17 protein-coding genes and 1 pseudogene are annotated in these 23,075 nt (G+C 61.6%); 5 read left to right on the forward strand and 13 right to left on the reverse strand.

From position 1 onward, the window contains the following. Positions 1-56: 56 nt before the first annotated feature. The 6 genes from QM797_RS02940 to QM797_RS02965 all read right to left on the reverse strand — a co-directional run bounded on the left by QM797_RS02940 (position 57) and on the right by QM797_RS02965 (position 10,213). Positions 57-1,034 carry a LysR family transcriptional regulator gene (locus QM797_RS02940; protein ID WP_349307180.1) on the reverse strand — a complete coding sequence of 326 codons (978 nt, stop codon included), beginning with the start codon at positions 1,032-1,034 and terminating at the stop codon, positions 57-59. Beyond that, the gene (locus QM797_RS02945) at positions 1,028-1,774 is read right to left on the reverse strand and encodes an aspartate/glutamate racemase family protein (RefSeq protein WP_283273636.1); all 747 of its coding nucleotides are present in this window, start codon (positions 1,772-1,774) and stop codon (positions 1,028-1,030) included. Before QM797_RS02945 ends, QM797_RS02940 begins: the two co-directional genes overlap by 7 nt. Beyond that, positions 1,771-3,114, reverse strand: coding sequence for an MFS transporter (locus tag QM797_RS02950; RefSeq protein ID WP_283273637.1), 1,344 nt, complete (start codon positions 3,112-3,114; stop codon positions 1,771-1,773). The genes QM797_RS02945 and QM797_RS02950 overlap by 4 nt, the downstream gene beginning before the upstream one ends. Positions 3,115-3,195: 81 nt before the next feature. Beyond that, entirely contained in the window at positions 3,196-4,953 is a 1,758-nt protein-coding gene (locus tag QM797_RS02955) for a thiamine pyrophosphate-binding protein (RefSeq protein ID WP_283273638.1), read from the reverse strand. 31 nt (positions 4,954-4,984) lie between these two features. Next, the gene (locus QM797_RS02960; protein WP_283273639.1) at positions 4,985-6,142 is read right to left on the reverse strand and encodes an NAD(P)/FAD-dependent oxidoreductase; all 1,158 of its coding nucleotides are present in this window, start codon (positions 6,140-6,142) and stop codon (positions 4,985-4,987) included. A 1,188-nt stretch (positions 6,143-7,330) separates the two neighbouring features. After that, positions 7,331-10,213 (reverse strand): FAD-binding and (Fe-S)-binding domain-containing protein, encoded by a 2,883-nt coding sequence (locus QM797_RS02965; RefSeq protein ID WP_502942254.1) that lies wholly within the window; start codon positions 10,211-10,213, stop codon positions 7,331-7,333. Between the two features lie 108 nt (positions 10,214-10,321). Between QM797_RS02965 and QM797_RS02970 the strand changes: the two genes are divergently transcribed. Beyond that, positions 10,322-11,002: a GntR family transcriptional regulator gene (locus tag QM797_RS02970; protein ID WP_283275251.1), complete on the forward strand. Its 681-nt coding sequence runs from the start codon at positions 10,322-10,324 to the stop codon at positions 11,000-11,002. Between the two features lie 447 nt (positions 11,003-11,449). Here QM797_RS02970 and QM797_RS02975 read toward each other — a convergent pair whose 3' ends face one another. Both QM797_RS02975 and QM797_RS02980 read right to left on the reverse strand, forming a co-directional pair. Beyond that, positions 11,450-12,121 (reverse strand): SDR family oxidoreductase, encoded by a 672-nt coding sequence (locus QM797_RS02975; RefSeq protein ID WP_283273641.1) that lies wholly within the window; start codon positions 12,119-12,121, stop codon positions 11,450-11,452. 48 nt (positions 12,122-12,169) lie between these two features. Further along, positions 12,170-12,685 carry a DinB family protein gene (locus tag QM797_RS02980; protein WP_283273642.1) on the reverse strand — a complete coding sequence of 172 codons (516 nt, stop codon included), beginning with the start codon at positions 12,683-12,685 and terminating at the stop codon, positions 12,170-12,172. 106 nt (positions 12,686-12,791) lie between these two features. Between QM797_RS02980 and ggh the strand changes: the two genes are divergently transcribed. Continuing rightward, positions 12,792-14,129 carry a glucosylglycerate hydrolase gene (gene ggh / locus QM797_RS02985; RefSeq protein WP_283273643.1) on the forward strand — a complete coding sequence of 446 codons (1,338 nt, stop codon included), beginning with the start codon at positions 12,792-12,794 and terminating at the stop codon, positions 14,127-14,129. A 6-nt stretch (positions 14,130-14,135) separates the two neighbouring features. On the opposite strand, the gene QM797_RS02990 is transcribed toward ggh, so the two are convergent. Further along, positions 14,136-14,822, reverse strand: coding sequence for a thioesterase domain-containing protein (locus QM797_RS02990; protein ID WP_283273644.1), 687 nt, complete (start codon positions 14,820-14,822; stop codon positions 14,136-14,138). Between the two features lie 153 nt (positions 14,823-14,975). Beyond that, positions 14,976-16,232: pseudogene (locus QM797_RS02995) on the reverse strand (MFS transporter). 33 nt (positions 16,233-16,265) lie between these two features. On the opposite strand from QM797_RS02995, the gene QM797_RS03000 reads away from it, so the two are divergent. The 3 genes from QM797_RS03000 to QM797_RS03010 are packed head-to-tail and all read left to right on the forward strand — an operon-like array spanning position 16,266 to position 18,230. Then, positions 16,266-17,144 (forward strand): LysR family transcriptional regulator, encoded by an 879-nt coding sequence (locus QM797_RS03000; RefSeq protein WP_283273646.1) that lies wholly within the window; start codon positions 16,266-16,268, stop codon positions 17,142-17,144. Between the two features lie 51 nt (positions 17,145-17,195). Next, positions 17,196-17,741: a PadR family transcriptional regulator gene (locus QM797_RS03005; RefSeq protein WP_283273647.1), complete on the forward strand. Its 546-nt coding sequence runs from the start codon at positions 17,196-17,198 to the stop codon at positions 17,739-17,741. Continuing rightward, entirely contained in the window at positions 17,742-18,230 is a 489-nt protein-coding gene (locus QM797_RS03010; protein ID WP_283273648.1) for an alpha/beta hydrolase family protein, read from the forward strand. Between the two features lie 123 nt (positions 18,231-18,353). Here QM797_RS03010 and QM797_RS03015 read toward each other — a convergent pair whose 3' ends face one another. The 3 genes from QM797_RS03015 to QM797_RS03025 all read right to left on the reverse strand — a co-directional run bounded on the left by QM797_RS03015 (position 18,354) and on the right by QM797_RS03025 (position 23,024). Further along, positions 18,354-20,405, reverse strand: a complete 2,052-nt coding sequence (locus QM797_RS03015; RefSeq protein ID WP_283273649.1) for a PhoX family protein — start codon at positions 20,403-20,405, stop codon at positions 18,354-18,356. Between the two features lie 80 nt (positions 20,406-20,485). After that, positions 20,486-21,214: an amino acid ABC transporter ATP-binding protein gene (locus tag QM797_RS03020; protein ID WP_283273650.1), complete on the reverse strand. Its 729-nt coding sequence runs from the start codon at positions 21,212-21,214 to the stop codon at positions 20,486-20,488. Between the two features lies 1 nt (position 21,215). Next, positions 21,216-23,024, reverse strand: a complete 1,809-nt coding sequence (locus tag QM797_RS03025; RefSeq protein ID WP_283273651.1) for an ABC transporter substrate-binding protein/permease — start codon at positions 23,022-23,024, stop codon at positions 21,216-21,218. Positions 23,025-23,075 lie beyond the last annotated feature (51 nt).

Raw genomic sequence — 23,075 nt, forward strand, 5'->3', positions numbered from 1 at the left:
CAATTTCGGTACCAAAAATCGGAGATTTGTCTGTTGGTCGCAGCGATGCAATGACGCTAAGAGCTTCGATCACCGAACGTGATGGCGATGGGACTGTCCAACCGTGATGCAAAAGCTTTGTTCGTCCAGGCCACAAAATCGTCGGCGGCTTGGTCGAGCGCGTTGACAGCTGCGCCGATCAACGGGTTTGTGTCGGCTCGTCGGTAGACCACGTGGACGCGTCGACGTGGAGGAACGGGCCCGATGCGATGAAGCTGAATAGATCGGTCGATGCCCAGTGCCAAAGCCGGGACCACCGCAAGTCCGAGCCCCTGCTTCACCAGGCCACGGACGACGTCGAAGTCATTGCTGGTGAACATGACCTGGGGCACGAACCCGGCGGCCGCGCAGACCCGGTAGAAGTTTTCGGACCCGTCGGAACCCACGCGGTTGGTGACCCATTTGCGCTCGGTCGCGTCGGTGAGAACCAGCCGGTCATCGGGTGGGCTGGGCCCTTGTCCCCCTTCGATAACCACTAATTCCTCGTCGAGGATGGTACGAACGATGTTGTCCCCCGCCCATGTTCTCGGAACCAAGCCGTATTCCATTACGACTCCCAGGTCGACCTTGCCCTCGGCTACTGCCGAGGTCATGTCGTGTTGCAAGAGTCCTTCGTCTTCGACTGTGATCTTGGCACCTGGGTGCGAGAGGACTAACCGCGACAGGGCTGCTGGAACAAGCTGAGCCCCTGCCGTACCGGAGGCCCCCACTCGTAGCCTGCCTTTGGTTCCCAAGGCGTAGGTCTGCATCTCGTCCTCGGCCTCGCCGCTTCGTACAATGATTGCGTCGGCATGTTTGACAAGAGCGTCACCTGCGGGGGTTGGCCAAATGCTTCGTGGGCCTCGTTCGAAGAGAGGTACACCCACAGACTTTTCCAGGGCCGCGATCTGCTGGGACACGGCCGACGTGGTGTACCCAAGTTCTTTCGCTGCGCTGCTCAGGGAACCGACTCTGATCACCATTCGGAGAGTGTGGAGATGAACGAGGTTCAACATATGGAGCTCCTCGGTAGATGTGCTCGCCGGGATCCTGCATGTAACCAGTCAATCAGTGTGAGCGCATCCCACACCGGCTTCTCAGTTGCAACACCTATAGCGTCGGCATAGGGAGGAAGGTTGGTGCATTCGAGAAGAAACGCGCCGATGTTGGGGAACCGTTCGACGGCTTGCTCGGCCAGCGCCACAATTTCGTGTTCGGCGACAGTAGGATCGAGTGCGAATTTCTCATCGACCAATGCGGGGTACAAGTGTTGAGTGTCCTGAAAACCGACCAGGAGGAGCCGCTGCCTGTGACTTTCGGACACTCCGACAGCATCGAGATGTGCAATTGACAACGTCGTAGCGTTTGCCGTGAGAACACAAAGCCTCTCGTCCGGTCTTAAAAGCGAGAGGATCAGAGGAATCTGAAGCAGACTTGATGTGGCAACGGGAATGCTCACTGCAGCAGCGAGCGGGTGCTGATAGATCGACAGAAAGCCACAGCTCGAAGCTACTGCGGAAACGCCTGACTGCTCGAGTTGACGGGCGGTGTCAACGAAGTGATCACACAAACCTGCGGCACCGAATTCGACTACCTGGGAGTTTCGTGCGCCCGAGGTGACCGCGAGAGCCACTGGGTAGTGATAACTATCGCGGTTACCGATGTCGCCGACAGGTCGTGTGAGCGAGTTGTCGAGCATGATGATGCCAACACCTTCATTGGACTGCCCACCGCCCGTCGCTTCGACCCCCGTCATTCTGCGGCCAGATCCACTCGGAACGTCTCCTTGAGAGCAAAGACACAGGCCAGGGAGATCACGGCACCAATCATGACATAAAAGGAGACTGCGAAAGTGGCACCTGTCGCACTGACAAGCGCGCCGGCCACGAGTGGTGCCGGGGCTCCTGAGACCACGGAAGATCCCTGGTAGGCAATCGAGCAGCCTGTGTACCGATAGCGGGTCGGGTACTGCTCGGTGTACATCGGGCCCTGGATCGAACCGGGGAGCGCCCATCCGAACACAAGACCTAGGGCGATAGCAACGATAATCACGATGTTATTGCGGGTGTCCAAAAGCCAAAAGAACGGAAATGCGTACAGACCGATCAGCAGGGTGCCGGCTGCGTAGATCGGGCGTCGGCCGAATCTGTCGGAAAGAGACGCGTAGAACGGCATCGCCACCAGACACAGGCCTGCTCCAACTAGCACGCCGGTCAACGGAACCGATCGCGAGATATTCAGCTCCGTCGTTACGTATACCAAAGAGTAGACCGTAAAGAGAAAGTATCCGATGGTGTTTGCGAATTGCACAAATATGAGCAAGAAAGTAACTTTCTTCTTGTGCTCCCACACCTCTGCTACTGGTCGTCGGGTCACTTTTCCAGACTTCTGAGCAGATTCGAAGTGAGGGGTTTCACCTTGTTTGAGGCGTACGTACAGTCCTACCCCGACTATGAGGGCGCTCATCAAGAATGGCACTCGCCAACCCCAGCTGAGAAACTGCTCGTTGGGGAGTAGCCCGAACAGTGCCAGCATGCCAGCGGACGCGAGCTGTCCAGCAGGGACTCCGAGCTGCGTCGACACCGCGTAGAAGCCTCGTTTTTCGGTCGGTGCGGATTCCATTACCAGGAGCGAAGCTCCACCCCACTCGCCGCCCATAGCGACACCTTGGATGATGCGCAAAAGAACGAGAATGATGGGGGCGGCAATGCCGATTTGGGCCGCCGACGGCAGGCACCCGATCAGGAAGGTGCCGACACCCATCATGAGAAGAGTGACGACGAGTGCATTTTTTCGACTGACTCGGTCGCCGATCTGACCGAAAATTATGCCGCCGAGCGGCCGGAAAAAGAATGCGACGCCGAAGCTCGCCAAGGATGCCAAGGTGCCGGCCGTGGTCCCCATTCCTTCGAAGAACACTTTGGGGAAAACAAGGGCGGCGGCGCTTCCGTATAGAAAGTAGTCGTACCATTCGGCTGAGGTGCCGAGGAAGCTGGATTTGGCTGCTTGAATAGCCGTTTTTCGGGTGATTGCGTTTTCAATCGCGGACTCCTCCGGGCTGCCGGGGATGGGGCCAGTACGATGTACAGTGGACATAGCGGGCTCTCTTCATTCAGGTGTGACGCGTGAAATAAACGTATCTGGATGTCGGACAGCAATCCAAGGTCAGGCAAACCCCTAGTAAACCGGTCGGTCTTTGGCACCTCCGTCGAGTGCCGCCTGCCATGGGGCGACGGGTGGCGGTGCGTCCTGGTGCTCGGGAACAGGTACGTGAATAACCGTGGGTCCTTCGCGATGCAGTGATTCAAGAGCCAGCTTCTTCAGCTGAGCGACGTCGGTTGCAAGGTACCCCGGTAGGCCCATGCCGTGTGCGAGTACCGCTGGGTCGATCGGCCCTGGTTCGGTGGCGAAGTACTTCTGTTGGAGAAACAGGTGTTGAAGCATTTTGATCCAACCGAAGGACACATTGTCCAGGACGACGTAGGTGATCGGCAGGCTCAGCCGTTCGGCTGTCTCCCAGTCGCCGATCCCCATTGCGAGGCTGCCCTCTGTGGTGATGCAGAGCACTCGCTCGCCGGGATGGGCAATAGCAATGCCGATCGCTGCGGAGATCGAGTACCCCATGGGACCGTGTCCACGTGGGATCACGACTCGCCAGGCTGTTCCGTCGGCCTCCCAGTAAGCAGCGAGGTTCGGTGTCGGAGTCCCGGGGTCTGCGGCAACCCAGGTGCTGGAGCCGAAGACCTCGTGCAATGCCTCGATCACTTTGCGTGGGTGAATCTTGCCCTCGGCAACAGAAACCTGTTGACCGCCGACTTTGTCGGCCCATGCCTGTCTGCGTTCAGCAATCCAGGCTTCGCGACTCGAAGTCAGAGTGGGACCGACAGCGGGAATGTTCTTGATCAGCTGGGTCAGGACGGTTGCGGCGTCTCCGGCGAGGGGTAGGCTCCCCTCAAAATTTCGACCGGCTCGTGCGCGATCGGAATCGATCTGTGCGACCCATTGGCCCGTTCTGCGAACAACGGTGAAGCCGTTGGTGTCGGTGGAGTTGGCTCGGCTTCCGACTATCAGGATTGCGTCGCTTCCGGTCAGGTACTCGTTGGCGTACCCGCGGCTTCCGTTGCCGCCCGCAACGCCGAGTGAGAGTGGGTGGTCCTCGGCAAGGGCACCCTTCCCGTGGATGGTGGTGGCTACGGGTATGCCGGCCTTCTCGGCGAAGGCTCGCAGCTCGGCCCAGGCACCCGACGTGTGTACACCACCGCCTGCAAGAATGGCAGGCCGCTCGGCCGCGGTAAGTCGTTCCGTAGCCTTACTCACCCGATCTTGGACAGCGGGGTATCGGTCGAGGGGAAAGTTGGAGCTACCGCCGGGCACTTGTGCGTCCGATGACTCGTCCAGGACGTCCTCGGGGAGTACGACGGCGACTGGGCCGGGTCGACCAGAAACTGCGGTCTCGATGGCCTCGGTAATAAGCGATGGAATGTCGGATGCTGTTTGCGCGGTCTTGCACCACTTTGTGACGCCCGCGAAGAGTGCCTCTTGATCGATCTCGGTTATGGCCCCAGAACCCCGGCTCGAGCGATGAATGTCCGTCGTAAAAACGAGCAAGGGGATCGACGCCGCCATGGCCTCACCCAATCCACTAGCGAGGTAGACCGCGCCGGCTCCGCTCGAGGCCTCGCAGACACCCACCTTGAGATGCGAGCGCGCGTACCCGTCTGCCATGTACGCAGCGTGCCGTTCGTCACGAGCTAGCACGTGGCGGATCTCGTTACTACGCAGGCGCAACTGCTCGTAAACGACGACACCTGTATCGCCAGGAACACCAAAAATAGTGTCGACGCCGTTGCGAACAAGCGTATCGATCAGAAGCTCGGCACCTGATCGGGCGGTGCGGTCGGCGCTCGGTACCTTGGTTAACTCATGGACGGTCATTATGAAGAGTCCTAACTGATCGGGGGTAGTGCTAGAAGACTGCGTTTTCGAGATCACCGAGTACGGAATTCACGAACCTGTCGAAGTGCAGTGGTGACAGGTCGAGGTCGGTCTCGCCGGTCAGCAAAAGTTGAGCGATGCTCTCCCCTACCGCGGGTGACTGCATGAAGCCGTGGCCTGAGAAACCTGCTGCGATGTAGAGTCCGGCTACCTCTGCTGCCGGACTTACAATGGCGTGATCATCAGGTGTCATCTCACGCAGCCCTGCCCAGCTACCGGTGATTTCGAGTTCGCCGAGAAGGGGGAAGCGGTGAGACAGTGCGGTCGCAAGGCCCTCCACTCGATCCCAATCAACGCTCGCTTTCTCTGATGTCTGGACTTGGCGATCATTGCCGCCGACGACCGCGCCGCCAGATTTCTCAGGGTGCAGGTAAGCGCCGGTGGCCATATCGACGGTAAGCGGGAGGCCTCCGTGGACGGACTCCTTGGGTGCCGTGGCGAAAGCTTGACGGGAATGCGGAAACACAGGGATATCGAGACCGCACATTTGCCCAACCGTGCGTGTTTGTGGTCCTGCGGCGATTACGACCACTTCTGCCTCGATGACACCAGCGGAGGTAACGATGCCTGATACGGCGCCGTCCGTACCTACCGTGATGTCGAGGACATCGGTGTTCTGCAGAATCCGAACTCCGTTGCGGCGAGCAATATTTACGTAGCCAGCAACGGCATCCGCAGGTGATGCGGATCCGTCGCGAGGGGTGTAGGTAGCGGAGAGAAGGTCGTCGGTACGGACTCCGGGGAAGGCGTCGCTGATCTGATCGGTATCGAGAACTTCTACCTCGACGCCCAACGAGCGTTGCAACGCTACATTCTTCTCGAAGGCCACAGACGTCGCTTCGTCCGATATTAGAAATAGGTACCCGTGCCTGCGAAAATCCAAGGGCCGTTCAGTTTTGTCTTCGAACTGCTCCCAGAAACTAACGGATCGCTGAACCAATTCGATATTTACTCGTGAAGAGAATTGATGGCGAATTCCTCCCGTGGCGTAAGCCGTGGCCCCTTCGCCCAGGAGCTTACGTTCGACCACCGTGATATCGCTGTACCCGCTGGCGCTGAGATGGTATGCGATGGAAGTGCCGATAATCCCACCGCCGATAATGACGACTCGACCACCGTTTAAATGCATTTGCTCACCTGATTCATTGAAGTGTCAAGCGCTTCGGATGCGGAAATGGAAGTGCCGTTCATGCGGATCTGGTAGATCACTTCCGCGTAGGGCTTTAAGCGCTCGATGACTCTTCAATTTTTACTCCGCAGTGATGGGAGCTACAAGAGCCCGAGGTTCCAAGATTATTCACCTGCCGTGCAGCTGTGGTTCAACTCATACCTGAAGGTCGACGCGGCGTAACACCGCTGCAACTAGGCCGCCGTCTCGGTGTAGCAATGGCCGTCGGAGGGGGCTTCTGGTGCGTGTGACGACACTGCTAATGTCGACTCGACGGCAAGGAAAGACCAATGATTGAGCTCGAGTATATGGTCCGTTAAGAACCGCAACAGCTCGAAAGTCCGGCGTCGCCCTCCGAATGACAAAACGCTGCCTGCCGCGCGGCATGATTCTGGAAACGCTGCGCGGACAACTCGTGATATCAGGGCTGTTGCTCGAACCGCCTGAGGGGATTCGTGGAGTTGCGGCGAGGAATGTAGCAACCGCGGGTGCCCGGACTGGGTGCTTTGTAACGGTTGGCCCGTGCCCGGAAGCCGTGGAGTAGCCATCCATGGGAGTCGAGTTCGCCGACTATGGCGTGCGTGACCATATGGGCGGGCGCGGATGTGACTGCTGTTGCCCATGCTCTGCACTGGCGTCAGGTCGGTTTGTTCGATCGAAGGTTCGGACGTAGGCGAAGCCAAAGACTGGTTCCAGGCGTCGAGCGCGATGACGGTGGTATTCAGGACGAGCGGGCCACGAAGGGCGTAGTTTCTGCAGCCGTCAGGGCACACACCCAGATCGCTGCGATCGTTCCAACGGTCCCAAGCAGCACTGTCGACTGCTTCGAATAAGCCGAATTTACTTCACCGTGCCTCCACTCCCCCTTTTCTTTTGGGTGTCGAGCAGTCGGATTCACGAAACTGGTGCAATGGCTCGGCGCTTGACGCTCGTGTACCGCAATTCCGTCGACGTATCAGGCCGGCCAGCAACCCGATGGCCGGCAAGGCCGACGCTCCTGCCGCCGCCAATCTGGACGACGATTTTCGGCGTTGATCGTCAAGCCGCAGGCTATGGCCTCGGTCAGAGGCCGCGGAATTCGTCCCTGATCTTGACCCGGTCGGGGACGATAGGGATCGAATTCCTCGTGGTCCCGACCGGGTTATCAAACTAAATTGTCATTGTGCTCTCATCGTCCGGATCGGTATTGTTGTGGTCTGAACCCATTTGGGCAGATAACAACTGGGCAAGGTGCTCTCCGCGGCGATCGGTGAGATCTGCCAACTGAGTACGGCAGGAGTACCCATCGGCCAGGATGACTGTGTCGGCATCCGCGGCGGACACAGCGGGCAACAGTTGTTGTTCGGCAACGGCCAAGGACACTTCGTAGTGTCCCTTTTCGACACCAAAATTTCCGGCGAGACCACAGCAGCCCCCCAGTCGCTGCACTTCGGCACCGGCTGTTTCCAAAAGCGCCGCATCGGGGCTCCATCCCATCACTGCGTGGTGATGACAATGCGGCTGAGCTACCACTTTCGTACCCCGGAGAGACGGTGGGGTCCAGCCCCGGTCGGTCAGAAGTTCTGCCAGAGTCCGTGTGGCCTCCGAAACCTGACGAGCTGCATCATTGTTTACCAGTTCGAGTGCGTCAGAGCGTAAGACCCCCGTACACGAGGGCTCCATACCTACGATCGGTGAACCGCCGCTTGCCGCATCGGCCAGCGCATCTACCGTTTTACCCAGAATCTTCTTTCCACCGTCGAGCTGTCCAGTCGAGATCCAGGTCAACCCGCAACACTGCTGCTTAGTGGTGAGTCGGGGACTGTAACCAGCGTCCTCTAGAACTCGGACAGTTGCAATACCGACATCGGGTGTGAAGTAGTTCGTGAACGAATCGACAAACAATGTCACCGGGTCGCCGGTGACATCGCGACGAGCGTGGGTGGCAGCGAACCATGATCGGAAGGTTTGCTTGGCGAACGGGGGAATTGTGCGGCGTCGGTCGACACCCGCCGAGGACAAAGCAATCGGACCGAGTCCGGGAAGCTGCATGGCTGCGTTTACCAATTGCGGTGCCTTGCTTGCGATCTTGGCCCACCGCGGTAGCCATCCGAGCGAGTAGTGCGACGCAGGTCGGATCCGGCCCTTGTAGCTTTGGTGTAGCACCTCGGATTTGAAGGCCGCCATGTCCACCCCCGTAGGACAGTCGGATGCACACCCCTTGCACGACAAGCACAGATCCAACGCATCATGGACCTCCGGTGAGCGCCACCCTCCGGTAACTTCTGTGCCGTTTATCATCTCCTGAAGGACCCGCGCGCGGCCACGGGTGGAATCTCTCTCGTCTCGCGTTGCCTGATAGGAAGGGCACATGACGCCGCCTTCCGCAGTATTATCGGCTCTGCATTTTCCGACACCAGTGCATCGGTGTACCGCCTGCGTAAAGTTTCCATCGTCATTGTGGTAAGCCAACGCAAGATTGCGTCGTAGCAATGGTGCTGCGGGCACGCGCAGGTCAGCATCGAAGGGGCGTGGATCCACCACAACTCCGGGGTTGAGAATGTTTTTAGGGTCAAAGGCGTGTTTCACAGCCGCAAACAGCCCGAGTGCATCGGTGGAGTAGATCAATGGCAGCAGCTCGCTACGAGCGCGACCGTCACCGTGCTCTCCGGACAGTGACCCTCCAAACCTGGCCACGAGTTGGCCGGCAGCGAGTAGGAAGTCGCGGAACACCCGGGTGCCCCCCGGCATGTCAAGAGGAAAATCTATTCGCACGTGCAGACAGCCGTCACCGAAGTGGCCGTAGGGAAGGCCAGTGACACCGAAATCCTCCATGAGTGTGTCGAATTCTCGCAGATAGTCACCGAGTCGAACGGGAGGCACCGCTGCGTCTTCCCACCCGGCATGAGCTGGCAGGCCGGCGGGGCTGCGGCCAGCGAGGCCGGCTCCGTCGGCCCGAATCCGCCACAGGTTGGCGGCAAGTGCAGGATCGGTGACGACTAGGGAATCTAGTGCTCCGCATCCTCGCTCAACGACTCGTGCCCTGTCGATGGTCTCATCCATTGTGTCCCCAACCACTTCGACGAACAGCCATGCCGCCCCCCGCGGTAAAGGAGGAACGGCCGCCGGCCCGCGACGCTGGCGCACCACATCGACAATCCGCGAGTCGATTCCCTCACATGCAGTCGGTGCGAATTCGAGCACGGTCGGTGATGCATCTCCGGCCGAGGCAATGTCGGCATAGCCGAGCACGACCAGGATGCGGTGAGCTGGCTCGGTGACGAGCCTGACAGTTGCTTCGGTGACAAGCCCGAGCGTGCCTTCGCTGCCGATCAACATACGCGCGACGTCAAATCGGTTCTCGGGTAACAGGTGTTCGAGCGCATAGCCAGAGACTTGACGCCCGAATTGAGCGAACTCGGTGCGTATGGTTGCCAGGCCCGACGCTGTGGCCGACTGCAGGTTATTCAGTACAGCGGAATTCTTGGGTCGTCTGACCGTCGATCCTCCTACCGAGGACGTAAGGCGCAAGTCTTCACCGGTACCTGCGAGAAGGCGTAATTCTGTGACGTTGTCTGATGTTCGGCCGTAGCCCAACGTGCGCGATCCGCATGCATTGTTACCGATCATGCCGCCGATAGTGCAGCGTGTGTGGGTCGAAGGGTCGGGTCCGAACCGAAGGTTGTGCGGTGCCGCAGCGGCTTGTAGGACAGCTTGAACCGTACCGGGCTGTACAACGGCAGTTCGGGTGTCCGGGTTCATCTTCAGAACCTGGTTCATATGGCGGCTGAAGTCCAGCACGATTCCGGCACCCACAGCGTTACCTGCGACCGACGTTCCTGCCCCTCTGGCCGTGATGGGAATACCTTCGTCGCGGCACACCGTCAAAACAGATGCCACTTCATCGGAATCGCGTGGACACACAACCGCCATCGGGGTCACCCGGTACAAGGAAGCATCGGAGGAGTAAGCAGCACGTCGCGCCCCATCGACGTGGACATCTGCGATGCCACATCGGCGAAGGAGCCCGGCGAAGGATTCAACGGAAGTCATCTGTAGCATGCTACAGGATGTGGCATGCTACAGACGTGTAATGGTTGATATAGTTACCGAGTGCCCGACAACCTCCTCGAACCTCTGACTCCATCTAGTGGGCGCCGGATGGAGCAAGTCGTGACTGCTATCAGAACTGCCATCGACAATGGCCGGATGACACCTGGGGTGAAGTATTCGGTCTACCAGTTGGCTGACCAACTGAGTGTTTCTCGGACCCCGGTACGCGACGCGTTACTGCGCTTAGAGGAAGCTGGGCTGATCCGCTTCGAGGCGCGCCAAGGCTTCCGAATCATGCTCCCACATCCTCAAGAGATCGCAGACATCTTTGCTGTACGTCTCGCGCTCGAACTGCCTGCGGTTCGTAGGGCAGCTGCGCGCTGCAATACTGACACGGGAGATATTCTGAGGGATCGAATGCGGTTGATGCATCATGCTGTGAAGGATGCAGATGAGAGGTCCTTCATGAGCCATGACCAGCTACTGCACGATCATATTCTGGATTCCTCAGGTAATGCTCGTGCCCGAAAAATAGTCGCGTCGTTGCGGGAGTCGACTCGGCTTCTAGGAGCGTCCACCGCAGATCGCATCCGAACGCTTTCAGATATAAACGATGAACATACCCCTATTGTCGCCGCCATTGTCGCAAACGATCCAGACGCTGCCGAAAGAGCAATGTCTACACATCTGGTGGTAACAGGAAGACTTCTTGTCACTCAGGCAGTACGCGATCAAAAGCTCGAAGATCTGGACGTGGATACGATCTGGAACAACACAATTTCCGCATAGCGACAGGCATTTCCGAAAGCCGTCAGAAAATCCCCTACTACTCTATTTGAATGCAACCACAATGCAGCGGTGCATCACATCCGTCGACGTGTGCACAGGAGACCAAGTGGTCTGAGCCGTTAGTTCGTCGGGGCCATGGCGCTTCGCTGCTTTGATCTATCAGTTTGAGTTGTCGGTGGAGGTCGCGGCGGGTGTATACCCAGGCGAAGGGTTCGGCGGTGCGGTTGTAGCGTTCGGCTGATGGAAAGTCCGTGTTAGCAGCCTATCGCAGGTCGCCAACACGGCTGCAAAATCAGAACGGTGCTGAGCTGGCGTTTCGGCCAAGACGGTGCGGAAAATGCAATTACCGACCGACGCCCCGCGCAAGTCAGTCGAACCGTCGGACAACCAGAGTTCACCAAAACCTTTGTCGTGAGCGGAAACTCGACCCCTGCTACGAAGTTCCGCTCACCTGGTGCGAAGCACCAACTCGGTGGGGTGTGCATCCGCCGGCGTATCGATGGCATTGCGGACCGCACGCGCAACGGTGCCGGGCTGCAAGAACTTCGATCCGTCGTACTCCCCACCCTCGTGCGCGACGATCTCCCGCTGCATCTCGGTGTCGATGCGTCCGGGATGGACCGAGGTGACTCGCAACGACGGCTCTTCCAGACGCAATGCATCACCGAAGGCCCGGAGTGCGAACTTGCTCGCCGCGTAAGCTCCCCAACCCGGGTTCGCGCGAATGCCCGCACCCGAATTGATCAGCACCACATGGCCTTTGGCAGCACGTAGTGCAGGGAGTAGCAGTCGAGTGAGTTCGACGACGGCGATGACGTTCACCTCGTACTGGCGTCGCCAGTCTTGCGCCGTCGACTCCTCGACCGTCCCGAGCGCTGCCACTCCGGCGTTGTGCACCAACACGTCCAGAGAATCGATGCTCGACGCGGCGGCCGCCACGGCGTCGGGATCGGTCAGTTCCACCGGCCACGGAGTAGACCCGGCCAATTCCGACGCGATGGGCTTCAGCGAGTCGGCCGATCGGCCCCCCAGCAACACGTGGTGATCCGGGGCGAGCAGTCGGGCGATATGGGCCCCGAGGCCCCTGCTTGCTCCGGTCACCAACGCAGTACGAGTCATGCCCCCAGATTAATCGGGTCGTTCCTACAGGCTCCACTCCCAGGTTGGCTAAAAGCTCATCCCCGCCTCGGAGGCCCAGGTCTGGGTGGTGTTCGCACCGTCGAGTTCTTCGCGAACGATGTCCGCGTGGCCGGCGTGCTGCGAGATCTCGCGCAGGATGTGCAGCACTGTGAATCGTGCAGTCTGCCAGATTCGTTCAGGTGCCCAGGGTGCCGTCGGGACCGGGACGGAGAGGTTCAGATCCAACGTCGCGAGGGCGTCGGTGGTAGAACGCGCTACCTGTTCCCATTCCGCGATCAGACCGGGGACGGTCTCGTCGTCGGCCATCACGTACTCGCTGCCGGCGCTGGCCATGTCGAATTCGGACGTCTCGTCCAGGTCCGCGATCACCGTCATCCAGTGCCGTTCGTTGCTGACAACGTGGTGCAGCAGCCCGCCCAGGGTCAGCTCGCTGGCGGTCGTTCGGGTGCGTGCCTGCTCGTCGGTGATTCCGCGAACGGTGATGAGAAAGTTGGCGCGCTGTTCGGCGAGCATCTTCACGATGTCGGTGCTTTCGGTGGTCATCTTGTCCTCCTGGTGGCTGATGAATCTCACACTAGGTCCGATCGCGGACGCATTCGGTCCGCAATCCAAACGAGCGGAATTGCGCGGATGGACGCAAACTGTCTGCATGGGCGATCGAGGTTTCACTTCCACGCAGTTGGCGGCACGCGCGGCATATCTGCTCAGGGGTAACGACCTGGGCACCATGACCAGCGCCGCCCCGCGCCTGTACCCGCACATGTGGAGCTGGGACGCGGCGTTCGTTTCCGTCGGATTGGCACCGTTGAGCGTCGAGCGGGCCGTGGTGGAAATGGACACTCTGCTTTCGGCGCAGTGGACGAACGGGATGATCCCGCACATCGTGTTCGCCAACGGAGTCGACGGTTACTTTCCCGGCCCGGCGCGGTGGGCCACCGGAACCCTCGCCCCGCACGCGCCGATGAACCCACAGACCTCGGGCATCACCCAACCACCGGTGCATGCGATAGCCGTGCAGCGCATCCTCGATCACTCCAAACGGCACGGGCGAACCACGCGCGCCGTCGCCGAGGAGTTTCTCGATCGACGCTGGGGCGATCTGGTGCGGTGGCATCGTTGGCTCGCGCAGGCTCGCGACGTCGACGACAACGGACGCATCGCGTTGTTCCACGGTTGGGAGTCGGGCATGGACAACTCTCCGCGCTGGGATTCGGCGTACGCCAATGTTGTTCCTGGAGTGATGGATCCATACTTCAGGGAGGACAAGGCGGTCATCACCGATGCCTCTCAGCGGCCCAGCAACCTCGAGTACGACCGCTACATCTGGTTGGTGGAGGAGATGAAGCAGGTCGGGTACGACGACGACGCGTTGAAGACCAAAATGAGCTTTGCTGTCGAGGACGTGTTCGTCAGCGCGATCTTCGCGGTGGCATGCGACGTGCTCGCCACCATCGGGGAGGACCATTCGCGTCCGCACTCCGATGTTCGTGAGTTGCGCTCGTGGGCCGAGAAGTTCCGCAAGGGCGTCGTCGCAACGACGGATGCGCGCTCCGGTGGAGCTCGTGACTTCGATCTGCGCACCGGCCAGTGGATCGGCACCGAGACCATCGCGATGTTCGCGCCGTTGCTGTGCGGCGGCCTGCCACGCGAGCAGGAGCGCAACCTGCTTCGGATCTTCGAGGGCACACGATTCTGCGGCCATCCGGATCTGCGGTACGCCGTCCCGCCATCGACGTCGCCGGTGTCGAAGGACTTCCGCGCCCGTGAATATTGGCGTGGGCCGGTGTGGCCGGTGATGACGTGGTTGTTCTCGTGGGCGTTCGCGCGCCGCGGTTGGTCCGAGCGGTCCCTGTCCCTGCGGGACGAGGGATTGCGGCAGGCCAGCGACGGTAGCTTCGCCGAATACTACGAGCCGTTCACCGGCAAGCCGCTCGGCAGCATGCAGCAATCCTGGACGGCCGCGGCCGTGCTGGACTGGCTGGGTTAGCGCGATTCAGCTGAGGTAGCTGTCCACCAACGGGCCGACGACGTCGAACGAGGTGGCGTCGGGCACGAGGTACTTGGCGACGGTGCCGCACACGAAGGGATGCCAGGCGGAACCGGAGTCGGTTCCCACGGACGAGACGGCGAGGATGTCGCCGAAGTAGATGCCGGGCAGGTGCCGCTGAACGAGCTCGTCGTTGTGCGAGGCGACGGCCAGCAATTCTTCGACGTGACTGCGATCGACTTCGTCGCCCATGGATGCGAGCAGATCCGCTCCCTCGGCGCGGGCCCGGACGGGGTCGCTGTCGAGCAGCGTCAATGCGCCCACGGTGACGCCGCGGCTCTGTAGTTCGACGGCAATGGCGTGGGCGAGAACTCCGCCGAACGACATCCCCAGAAGGTGGACGGCACCGGCGGGCTGGACGCGAACGATGTCGCCGGCGTACGACGCTGCCAGGGCCGCGAGGGACTCGGAGCGTTCACCGGACGTCGGTACCTGGACGCCGTAGATGGGCCGGGCGTCGTCGACGTGAGTGGCCAGACCTGCATAGCAATCGACGAGCCCCACCAGGGGGTGGATGCAGAACACGGGATCGAGGTGTCCTGCGCTGCGGATCGGTGCGATGGTCGGCACCGCGTAATCGGACGGGTCGAGTTCCGTGAGAGCCAAGTGCGAGAGATCGTTCACGACAGTCATGGGTGCGCCTCCGAGCCAAGAGATGTAGTTCGTGTTTCCATTGGGTTTGTTCGTGCCGACTCTGGGTATGTCGCCCTCGGCAGCGTGAGTGTTACCCACGTCTCATTACCGACGACTCAACCACGTCTGTGGACAGAACGCATTAGTGACTGTTCACCATGGGTGCGATCTGGTGCAGTTGTCGACCTGGACGTCTCGCAACCACACCAGCAGCGCGAGGACGGCGAAGCCTGCTCCCGCGAGGCAGACGCCAGTCCACCCGAAGTGTCCCCACGCCAGCGTGCCCACGGCGGATCCGACCGATGCGCCCACGAAATACGTCGTCATGTAGACGGAGTTGATACGGGCACGGGCAGGCGGTTCGAGGGCGTAGACGATGTTCTGATTGCTCACGTGCACGCCTTGCAACGCCAGGTCGACGAACACGAACGCAATGACGAAGACAATCCAGTAGTGCCCTCCCAGGGCGAACAGTGGCCACACCGCGATGAGCAACACTGCGCTGGTACCGCTGGCCCATTGCACCAGGCCGCGGTCTGCGAGCCTGCCTGCAACGGACGCCATCAGGGCCCCCGCCACACCGGTCAATCCGATCAGGCCGATCTGTGCGGCATTGAACCCGAATCGGTCACCGGACAACAGCAGCGTCATGCTCGCGAACACGGTGCTCACCGATGCGAACGAGAGGCCGCCCAGCAAGGCTCTCGTTCGCAGCCGCGGATGGGTGCGCACCAACCGACCCATCGACAGCAGAGCCGAGCCGTAGGAGACGTCTGCGGTGGCGGTTCTAGACGGCAGTACCCGCCACAGTCCAGCGGCCGAGATCAGCATGAGCACGGCGGCGAGGCGATAGACACCCTGCCAACCGGTGACCGCGGACAACAGTCCCGAGATGCTGCGCGCCAGCAGAATGCCGGTCAGCAACCCACCCATCACGACGCCGACGATGCGCCCTGATTGCTCGGGGTGTGCCATCGACGCGGCGAACGGGACGATGACCTGCGCAGCGACCTAGAACAATCCGGCGATTGCTGTGCCGACCAACAGCCACGACAGACCCGGTGCGAAGCCGGTGATCGCCTGACCGGTTGCCGCAAGGATCATCAGTCCGACGCTCAACTTTCGGCGGTCGACGACATCACCGAGGGGAACGATCAGCAGCAGGCCGAGTGCGTAGGAGATCTGCGCGACGGTCACCGAGGCCGCCGCGGCAGATTCCGAGACGCCGAACTCGGAGGCTATGAGGTCGAGCAGGGGCTGGTTGAGGTAATTGCCGCCTGCCGAGAGTCCGGTGGCGACGGCCATCAGTGCGACGACCGGTGTGCTCACGCCGGTGCGTGAGGTAGTTGCTGTGTTCACGTAACCAGAATCCACGGTTGCGATCGTGCTGTCCAATAGAACGCTCCGCATGATCGATCTGTTCAGCAGATAGAATCGAATCCCGTGGAACTACGACACATTCGCTACGCAGTCGCCGTGGCAGAAGAGCAGCACTTCGGTCGGGCTGCCATGCGGCTGCGGGTTGCCCAGTCGGCCCTGAGCAGCCAGATTCGCGATCTCGAAAAGGAGCTGGGAGTCGAACTCTTCGCGCGTACCAGCCGGAGTGTCAACGTCACCGCGGTCGGGCAGACATTTCTCGAGCGCGCCTACAGCGTGCTCGGTGCGGTGTCCCGGTTGGTCGCCGACGTTGCCCCCGATCCCACCACCTCCACCAGACGACTACGCATCGGGATGATCGAGCCGCTCGCCCGCGTCGACGTCGTTGCGATCATCGGCCGGGTCTCGCGGCGCTATCCGAACACGACGGTGACGTTGCTTCCGCGCGCGAGTGCCGAGATTCTCGACGGCATCGCCGGTGGGGACCTCGACGTCGGCATCATCGGACTCGCGCCCGGCCGCCCGAATCCAGGATTGACTTCGACAGCCCTGTGGACCGAGCCGCATGCCCTGTTCGTCGCAGCCGAGCATCCATGGGCGCTGCGCGAGTCGGTCCGGTTGGCCGAACTCTCCGAGGTGACGATGATCGACAGGCCCGCAGGAAGCGAGGCCAGATTACAGTCCGACCACGCCTTCGTCCGATCCTCGGTGACGCGTGGGCGCATCCTCGAGGCCGACTCGGCCGAACTTATCGGGCAACTCACCGAGGCCGGGTTGGGTGTGACTCTGCTACCGACGTCGTTGGCCTCGATCTTCCCGAGACTGAGGATGATCGACGTGATCGACGCACCGACCCGAACAGTGTCGGTGGTGACGAACCCCGGGAACGCCAACGCCGTGATCGCAGCGTTCGTCGAGGATCTGATCACCGCCGTGCGCCGATAGCCTCCCACATGTCACTATTGACATGTCGACACTGGAATCTAATATATTCCTATGTCACTTCCGCACGCTCTTCTCGGTTTGCTCGCGATCGAGTCGCGCAGTGGTTACGACCTGACCGAAGCCCTGGGTGCAGACGGCATCGGCAAGCACGCCTGGACAGCCGGCCATACCAGCATCTACCCGGAGCTGAACCGACTCGACGCCATGGGCTCCGTCGAGGTGATCGAGCGTGGAGCTCGGGGCAGGCGGACCTATGCGATCACCGATGCAGGGCGGGACGAACTCAGAACGTGGCTGGTCGACGCGCCGATTCGCCCGGCAGTGGTGCGTAACGAGAATGTGCTCCGACTGTTTCTGCTCTCGGCGCTGGGGCCCGAGGACGCCATCGTCTTGTTGACGCGAATCATCGAGCACGCGGAGACGGAGGCGGCGGCGCTTCGCCGAGCCCGGCAACCACACCGAGATCAGATCCCCGATGGCCCCTCGGGCTTCGGCCAACTCGCCGCCGAGTACGGAATTCGGACCGACGACGCACTGGCCGACTGGGCCCATTGGGCAATCGAGCACTTTCGAAGCAGTATCGACGGAGGCAAGTAAATGGAACCGCAGCCGTTCGTGCTCGATACACCCGATGCGATACGCGAGCGCCACGAGTCGTTCGACGTGTATCGCGCGGAAGGGGAACATCTCCTTCGGTCCGCTGTCGTATTCGTCCACGGTGGGCCCCGTCCGCCGGGAGTCGAGTGGCGACCCAGGGACCAGCCGGTGTTCGTCGGCTATGGATCCACCGCTGCAGCATCGGGTTTCGTCGGAATTGTCGTCGAGCATCATATGGCGTCGCTGGCCGAGTGTTCGGCGGCGGCCGACGAGATCGTCACTGGGCTCGAACAGATCCGAATGCTTCCGGGAGTGGACCCGAATCGGATTGCGCTGTGGTTCTTCTCAGGGAGCGGGCTACTCGCCGCCACGTGGTTGCGGGATCCCCCGACGTGGTTGAGATGCATCGCGTTGACGTATCGAGATCATCGACGTGCCGAACGGAAGACACGGATTCGACATGCTCGACCACACCGACGAATCGCGTGATGCGGTCACCGGTGCAATGGATTGGCTTCGGGCGCATCTGCAGTGAAGGACCGCCAACGAAGGCACCCTTGGTCGACTGTCATCGACCAAGGGTGCCTTCGGTTCATTGCAAGAACGTGGCGGTTACGCAGACTTCCAGACCGCGACGACGGACGGCCGCGGCTGGGTATCGCCGCCGTCGGGCCAATGCGAGATCGGCGCGTCGGCGGTGGCGTCGTCGCTCTCGCCCGGGTGCTGTACGCACACCATGACACGCTCGTCGGTGACGATCGGACCGCAGGTCTCGCCGCCCGCGGGAACCGTCAGGAACTGCCGGGTCTCGCCGCGGCGCGGTCCGTCGAGCACTACCGCGAACAGGCCGTCGTTGGAGTCGAGTGCGTTGCCGTCGGTGGAGACCCACAGGTTGCCCTTGGCGTCGAACGCGAGGTTGTCGGGGCACGAGATGGGGCTGACCTGGCTCTTGTCGAAACCGCCGAAGTAGGTGTCGGCCTCGTTCGGGTCACCGCAGACCAGCAGGAGGTTCCAGGTGAAGGACGTGCCGGCGTGGTCGTCGTCGAGCTCGAGCACCTGACCGTTCTTGTTCGTGTTGCGGGGGTTGGCCTCGTCCGCCGCAGCCTTGCCTTCCGTGCCGCGGTTGGAGTTGTTCGTCAGCGCAACGTAAACCTTGCCCGTCACCGGGTTGGGCTCGAAGTCCTCGGGACGGTCCATCTTGGTTGCGCCCACCTTGTCGCCGGCCTGACGGGTGAACACTGCGACCTCCTCGGCCGACATACCGTCGACGAGGGACGTGCCCCGGCCGTCCTCGCCGGTCTGGAGCAGCGGGATCCATGTTCCGGTGCCGCGGAATTCACCGTTGGACGGCAGGCTGCCCGAGCCGTCGATCTCGTCGGGAGTATCGCCGGTGAGGGTGGCGACGTACAGCGTGCCCGCATCGAGCAGAGTCAGGTTGTTGCGCATCGCCGCCTGGCCGGTGCCGGGCATCATCTTTCGACTGGAGACGAACTTGTACATGTAGTCGAAGCGCTCGTCGTCGCCGCTGTACGCCACCACGGTGCCGTCGTCGGTAACGTGGATCGTTGCGGCTTCGTGCTTGAACCGGCCGAGCGCGGTGTGCTTGATCGGGGCCGACTGCGGATCCCACGGGTTGACCTCGACGATGTATCCGAAGCGGTTGACCTCGTTGGGCTCCTGCGCCAGGTCGAAGCGCTTGTCGAAGCGCTCCCACTTGCGGTCGCTCGCGGCACCCTCGACTCCGTAGCGCGAGAGCCGCTGCGCTACAACAGGATCGGTGACCGACTCGGCGTTGCCGAAGTACTGATTGAAGTTCTCCTCACCGGAGAGCACGGTTCCCCACGGCGTCAGGCCGCCCGAGCAGTTGTTGAACGTGCCGAACACCTTGGTGCCGGTGGGGTCGACGCTCGTCTTCAGGAAGTTGCTGCCCGCGGCGGGGCCGGTGACGACGAATTCGGTGGTGCCGGTGATGCGGCGGTTGTACTGCCCCATTGCTGGGGTGAGCTTGCCGGTCCCCGACTCGCCCTGTACCTGCACCACCGAAAGTCCGTGTGCGGCAAGAGCGACGTCGAACTGCTCTCGGGTGGGGTTCTCCGCGTCGTAGCCCTTGAACATTGCCGGCTCGGTGCTGTACTCGTGGTTGACCACCAGCAGGTGCGCGTTCGGAGTGCCCTCGATCGGCAGCAGGCCGGCGAAGTCGTTGTTGAAGCCGAACTGCTTCTCCTGCGCGGCGGCGCTCTGGTTGTCGAAGTCGAACGCCGGTGCGCCTGCCACGACCGCGTCACCCCAGCGGATGACGACGCCTTGTTCGTAGCCCTCGGGCACGACGACGGCGTCCTCGGTATTGGGCTCCACCGCAGTGAAGTCCACACCGTCGACCGGCGTCGAATCTGCACCCGAGGTTTCGGAACTTCCCGTGGCGGCCGGTTCGTCGGTGGAACACGCAGCCAGGGCACTACCCGCGCCCACGGCGAGCACTGCCATCGCTCCGCCCTTGATGACGCCACGCCGCGACATCGCGGTCTTGACGATGTCGCCGAAGTACTCGCCCTTCGACGTGTTGGGAATCTCGTGGAAGCAGGCATCACCGCACTTGTACTTGCACGTCAGAGATGAGCGCTTGGAGCTTCCGTCGTGAACGGCGAACAAGGGTAGTGGCTTCATGTCACGGCACGCTGTCACCCAAAAGCGAAAGTAAAGGAACGTTCAGGTGAAGTCGCGGATAACGAGGCTGCCCTAACGTGTTATAGAACCTGCGAGAGGAACGTCTTCAGTCGGTCGGTGTGCGGATCGTCGAACAGCTGCTCCGGAGTTCCGGTTTCGACGGCGCTGCCGTGATCCATGAACAGCACCTTGTTCGAGACCGATCGCGCGAAGCCCATTTCGTGGGTCACCACCACCATGGTCATGCCGCCCTTGGCGAGGTCGGCCATCAATGCCAGCACTCCCTTGACCAACTCGGGATCGAGGGCGGAGGTGGCCTCGTCGAAGAACATCACCTCGGGCTTCATCGCCAGAGCGCGGGCAATGGCGACGCGCTGCTGCTGTCCGCCGGAGAGATTGCCCGGACGCGAGTCCGCCTTTTTGGTCAGGCCCACCAGTTCGAGTTGATCCATCGCCGCCGCGCGGGCGGCCTCCTTGGATAGGCCGAGCAACTTCTGGGGGCCGAGCGCAATGTTGTCGGCAACGGTCTTGTGCGGAAACAGGTTGAACTGCTGGAACACCATGCCGATACGCTGGCGCAGCTTGTCGGGATCGTCCTTCAGAACCGACTTGCCGTCGAGCAGAATATCGCCCTGCTCCGGCTCGTGCAGTCGGTTGAGGGCGCGCAGCAACGTGGATTTTCCTGATCCGGACGGGCCGATCACAGTCGTCGTCGTGCCGGCCGGAACGTCGATGCTCACCCCTCGAAGCACCTTGTTGGTGCCGAACGACAGGTGAATGTCCTTACCTGCGAGCGAAACAGAAGTCATGTCAGCCTCTTTCCACGACGACGGCCTGCTCCACCGGGTCGAGCGTCTGCTCGGCCTTACCGGTGCGCAATCGCTTGTCGATGTAGTTCACGAGATGGGTGAGCGGCACGGTCAGCACCAGGTAGAACAATCCGGCGGCGACGAGCGGGGACAGGTTTCCGGTCTGCGCGTTGAGATCTCGGCCGACGGCGAACAGCTCACGCTGGGTGGCGAGCAGTCCCAGGAAGTAGATCAGCGACGAGTCCTTGATCAGGGAGATGAACTGATTCATCAGAGCCGGCAGGACGCGACGGACGCCCTGTGGGACGACCACCAGATTCATCGAGCGACGACGGCTGAAGCCCAGTGCCCGAGCCGCTTCCATCTGCCCGGCCTCGACGCTCTGGATGCCGGACCGGAAGATCTCGCCGATGTACGCCGCAGCGAGCAGCGAGAGTGCCGCAGCGCCGAGCCAATACGGATTGCCCCCGGTCAGACCCTGCACCACCGGGCCGATACCGAGTCCGATGATCAGAATGATGACCACCGCGGGCAAACCACGGAAGATGTCGGTGTACACGCGAGCGGGCCACCGCAGCCAACGCGTGCGCGACAAGCCGGCCAAGGCCAGCAGCATGCCCAGGACCGTACCGATGATGCCCGACGCCAACGCCAGAATCAGCGTGTTCGGCAGACCCACCTTGAACAGGTCGGGGATGGCCGACTTGTACAGCGACCAATCGAAGAAGGTATCCCCCAGCTGCGCCAGCGTGGATTTGGGTTGAACAGCAACGGCTTCGGGAGCGTTCGCATCGTTCTGAGCTGCGATGGCCGCGAAGTCGGGTAGCTCCGGCTGTGGGGCGGCCTTGCTACCCGGCTCGAAGCCGTCGGGCAGTTCGCGCGGGACCCAGTCGGAGTAGAGGGTGGCCCACGTACCGTCGGCGATCACCGCGTCGAGGCCGGAGTTCAGCGCGTCGATCAACGGTTGATTGTCGCGGGCGACGGCCCAGCCGACGAAGTTGTTCAGCGAGAACGTGTTCTGCGTGATCGCGGTGCCGTCCTCGGGTTTGACCAAGCCCTCGGCCTGCTGTGACGGGGCGACCCAGGCGTCGATCTGGCCGGTCTTGAGGTTCGCGTAGGCGGTGTTGTAATCGGGGAACTTCACCGGATCGAGGCCGAGCGTGTTCACCACGTAGTCGTCCTGCACGGTGCCCTGCACAACGCCGATCCTGGTGCCCGGGTTCAGATCCTCGAACTTGGTGATCGGACCGCCCGCGGTGGCCACGAGGGAGAAGTACCCGAAGTCGTAACCGTTGGTGAACCCGACGGTGTTCCGGCGCTCGTCCGTCGTCGTGATCGAGGACGAGCCGACGTCGAAGCGTCGGCCTGCAACCTGTGCGAGCAGGCCCGAGAACTCGGTGCCCGAGAAGTTGATCTGCAGGCCGAGTTTCTCGGCGACGGCCTTCAACAGCTCGTTGTCGTACCCGGTGTATTGGCCGGCCGAGTCCAGGCAGATGCTCGGCGGGGCGTCGGACAAGGTGCCGACAGTGAGGACGCCCGGCGTCGCCAACCCGAGCGATCCCGTATCGATCCTGTCCAGCGGGGTGACGTTCGCTGTCGTGTACTTGTCCTCCGTCGCGGCAGCGGCCGCGGCATCGAAGTTCGTCGGCGTCGACGACGCACTGTCGACACCGGGAGGGGCACACAGGTCGGTAGGACCTGCGGCCGCCTGATCGTTGGAGGATGACGTGCCACATGCCGCGAGCGTGAGAGCCATCAACAGTCCGAGAACGAGAACCACGAGCGCGCGTGAAGCGCGTACGGCAACCATGGACAAAACCCTAAGCGGACCAGGGCCCACTCACCCAAACGGCCGTCGCGC

It is taken from the genome of Rhodococcus sp. IEGM 1381, from assembly GCF_030056795.1.
GTDB lineage: Bacteria > Actinomycetota > Actinomycetes > Mycobacteriales > Mycobacteriaceae > Rhodococcoides.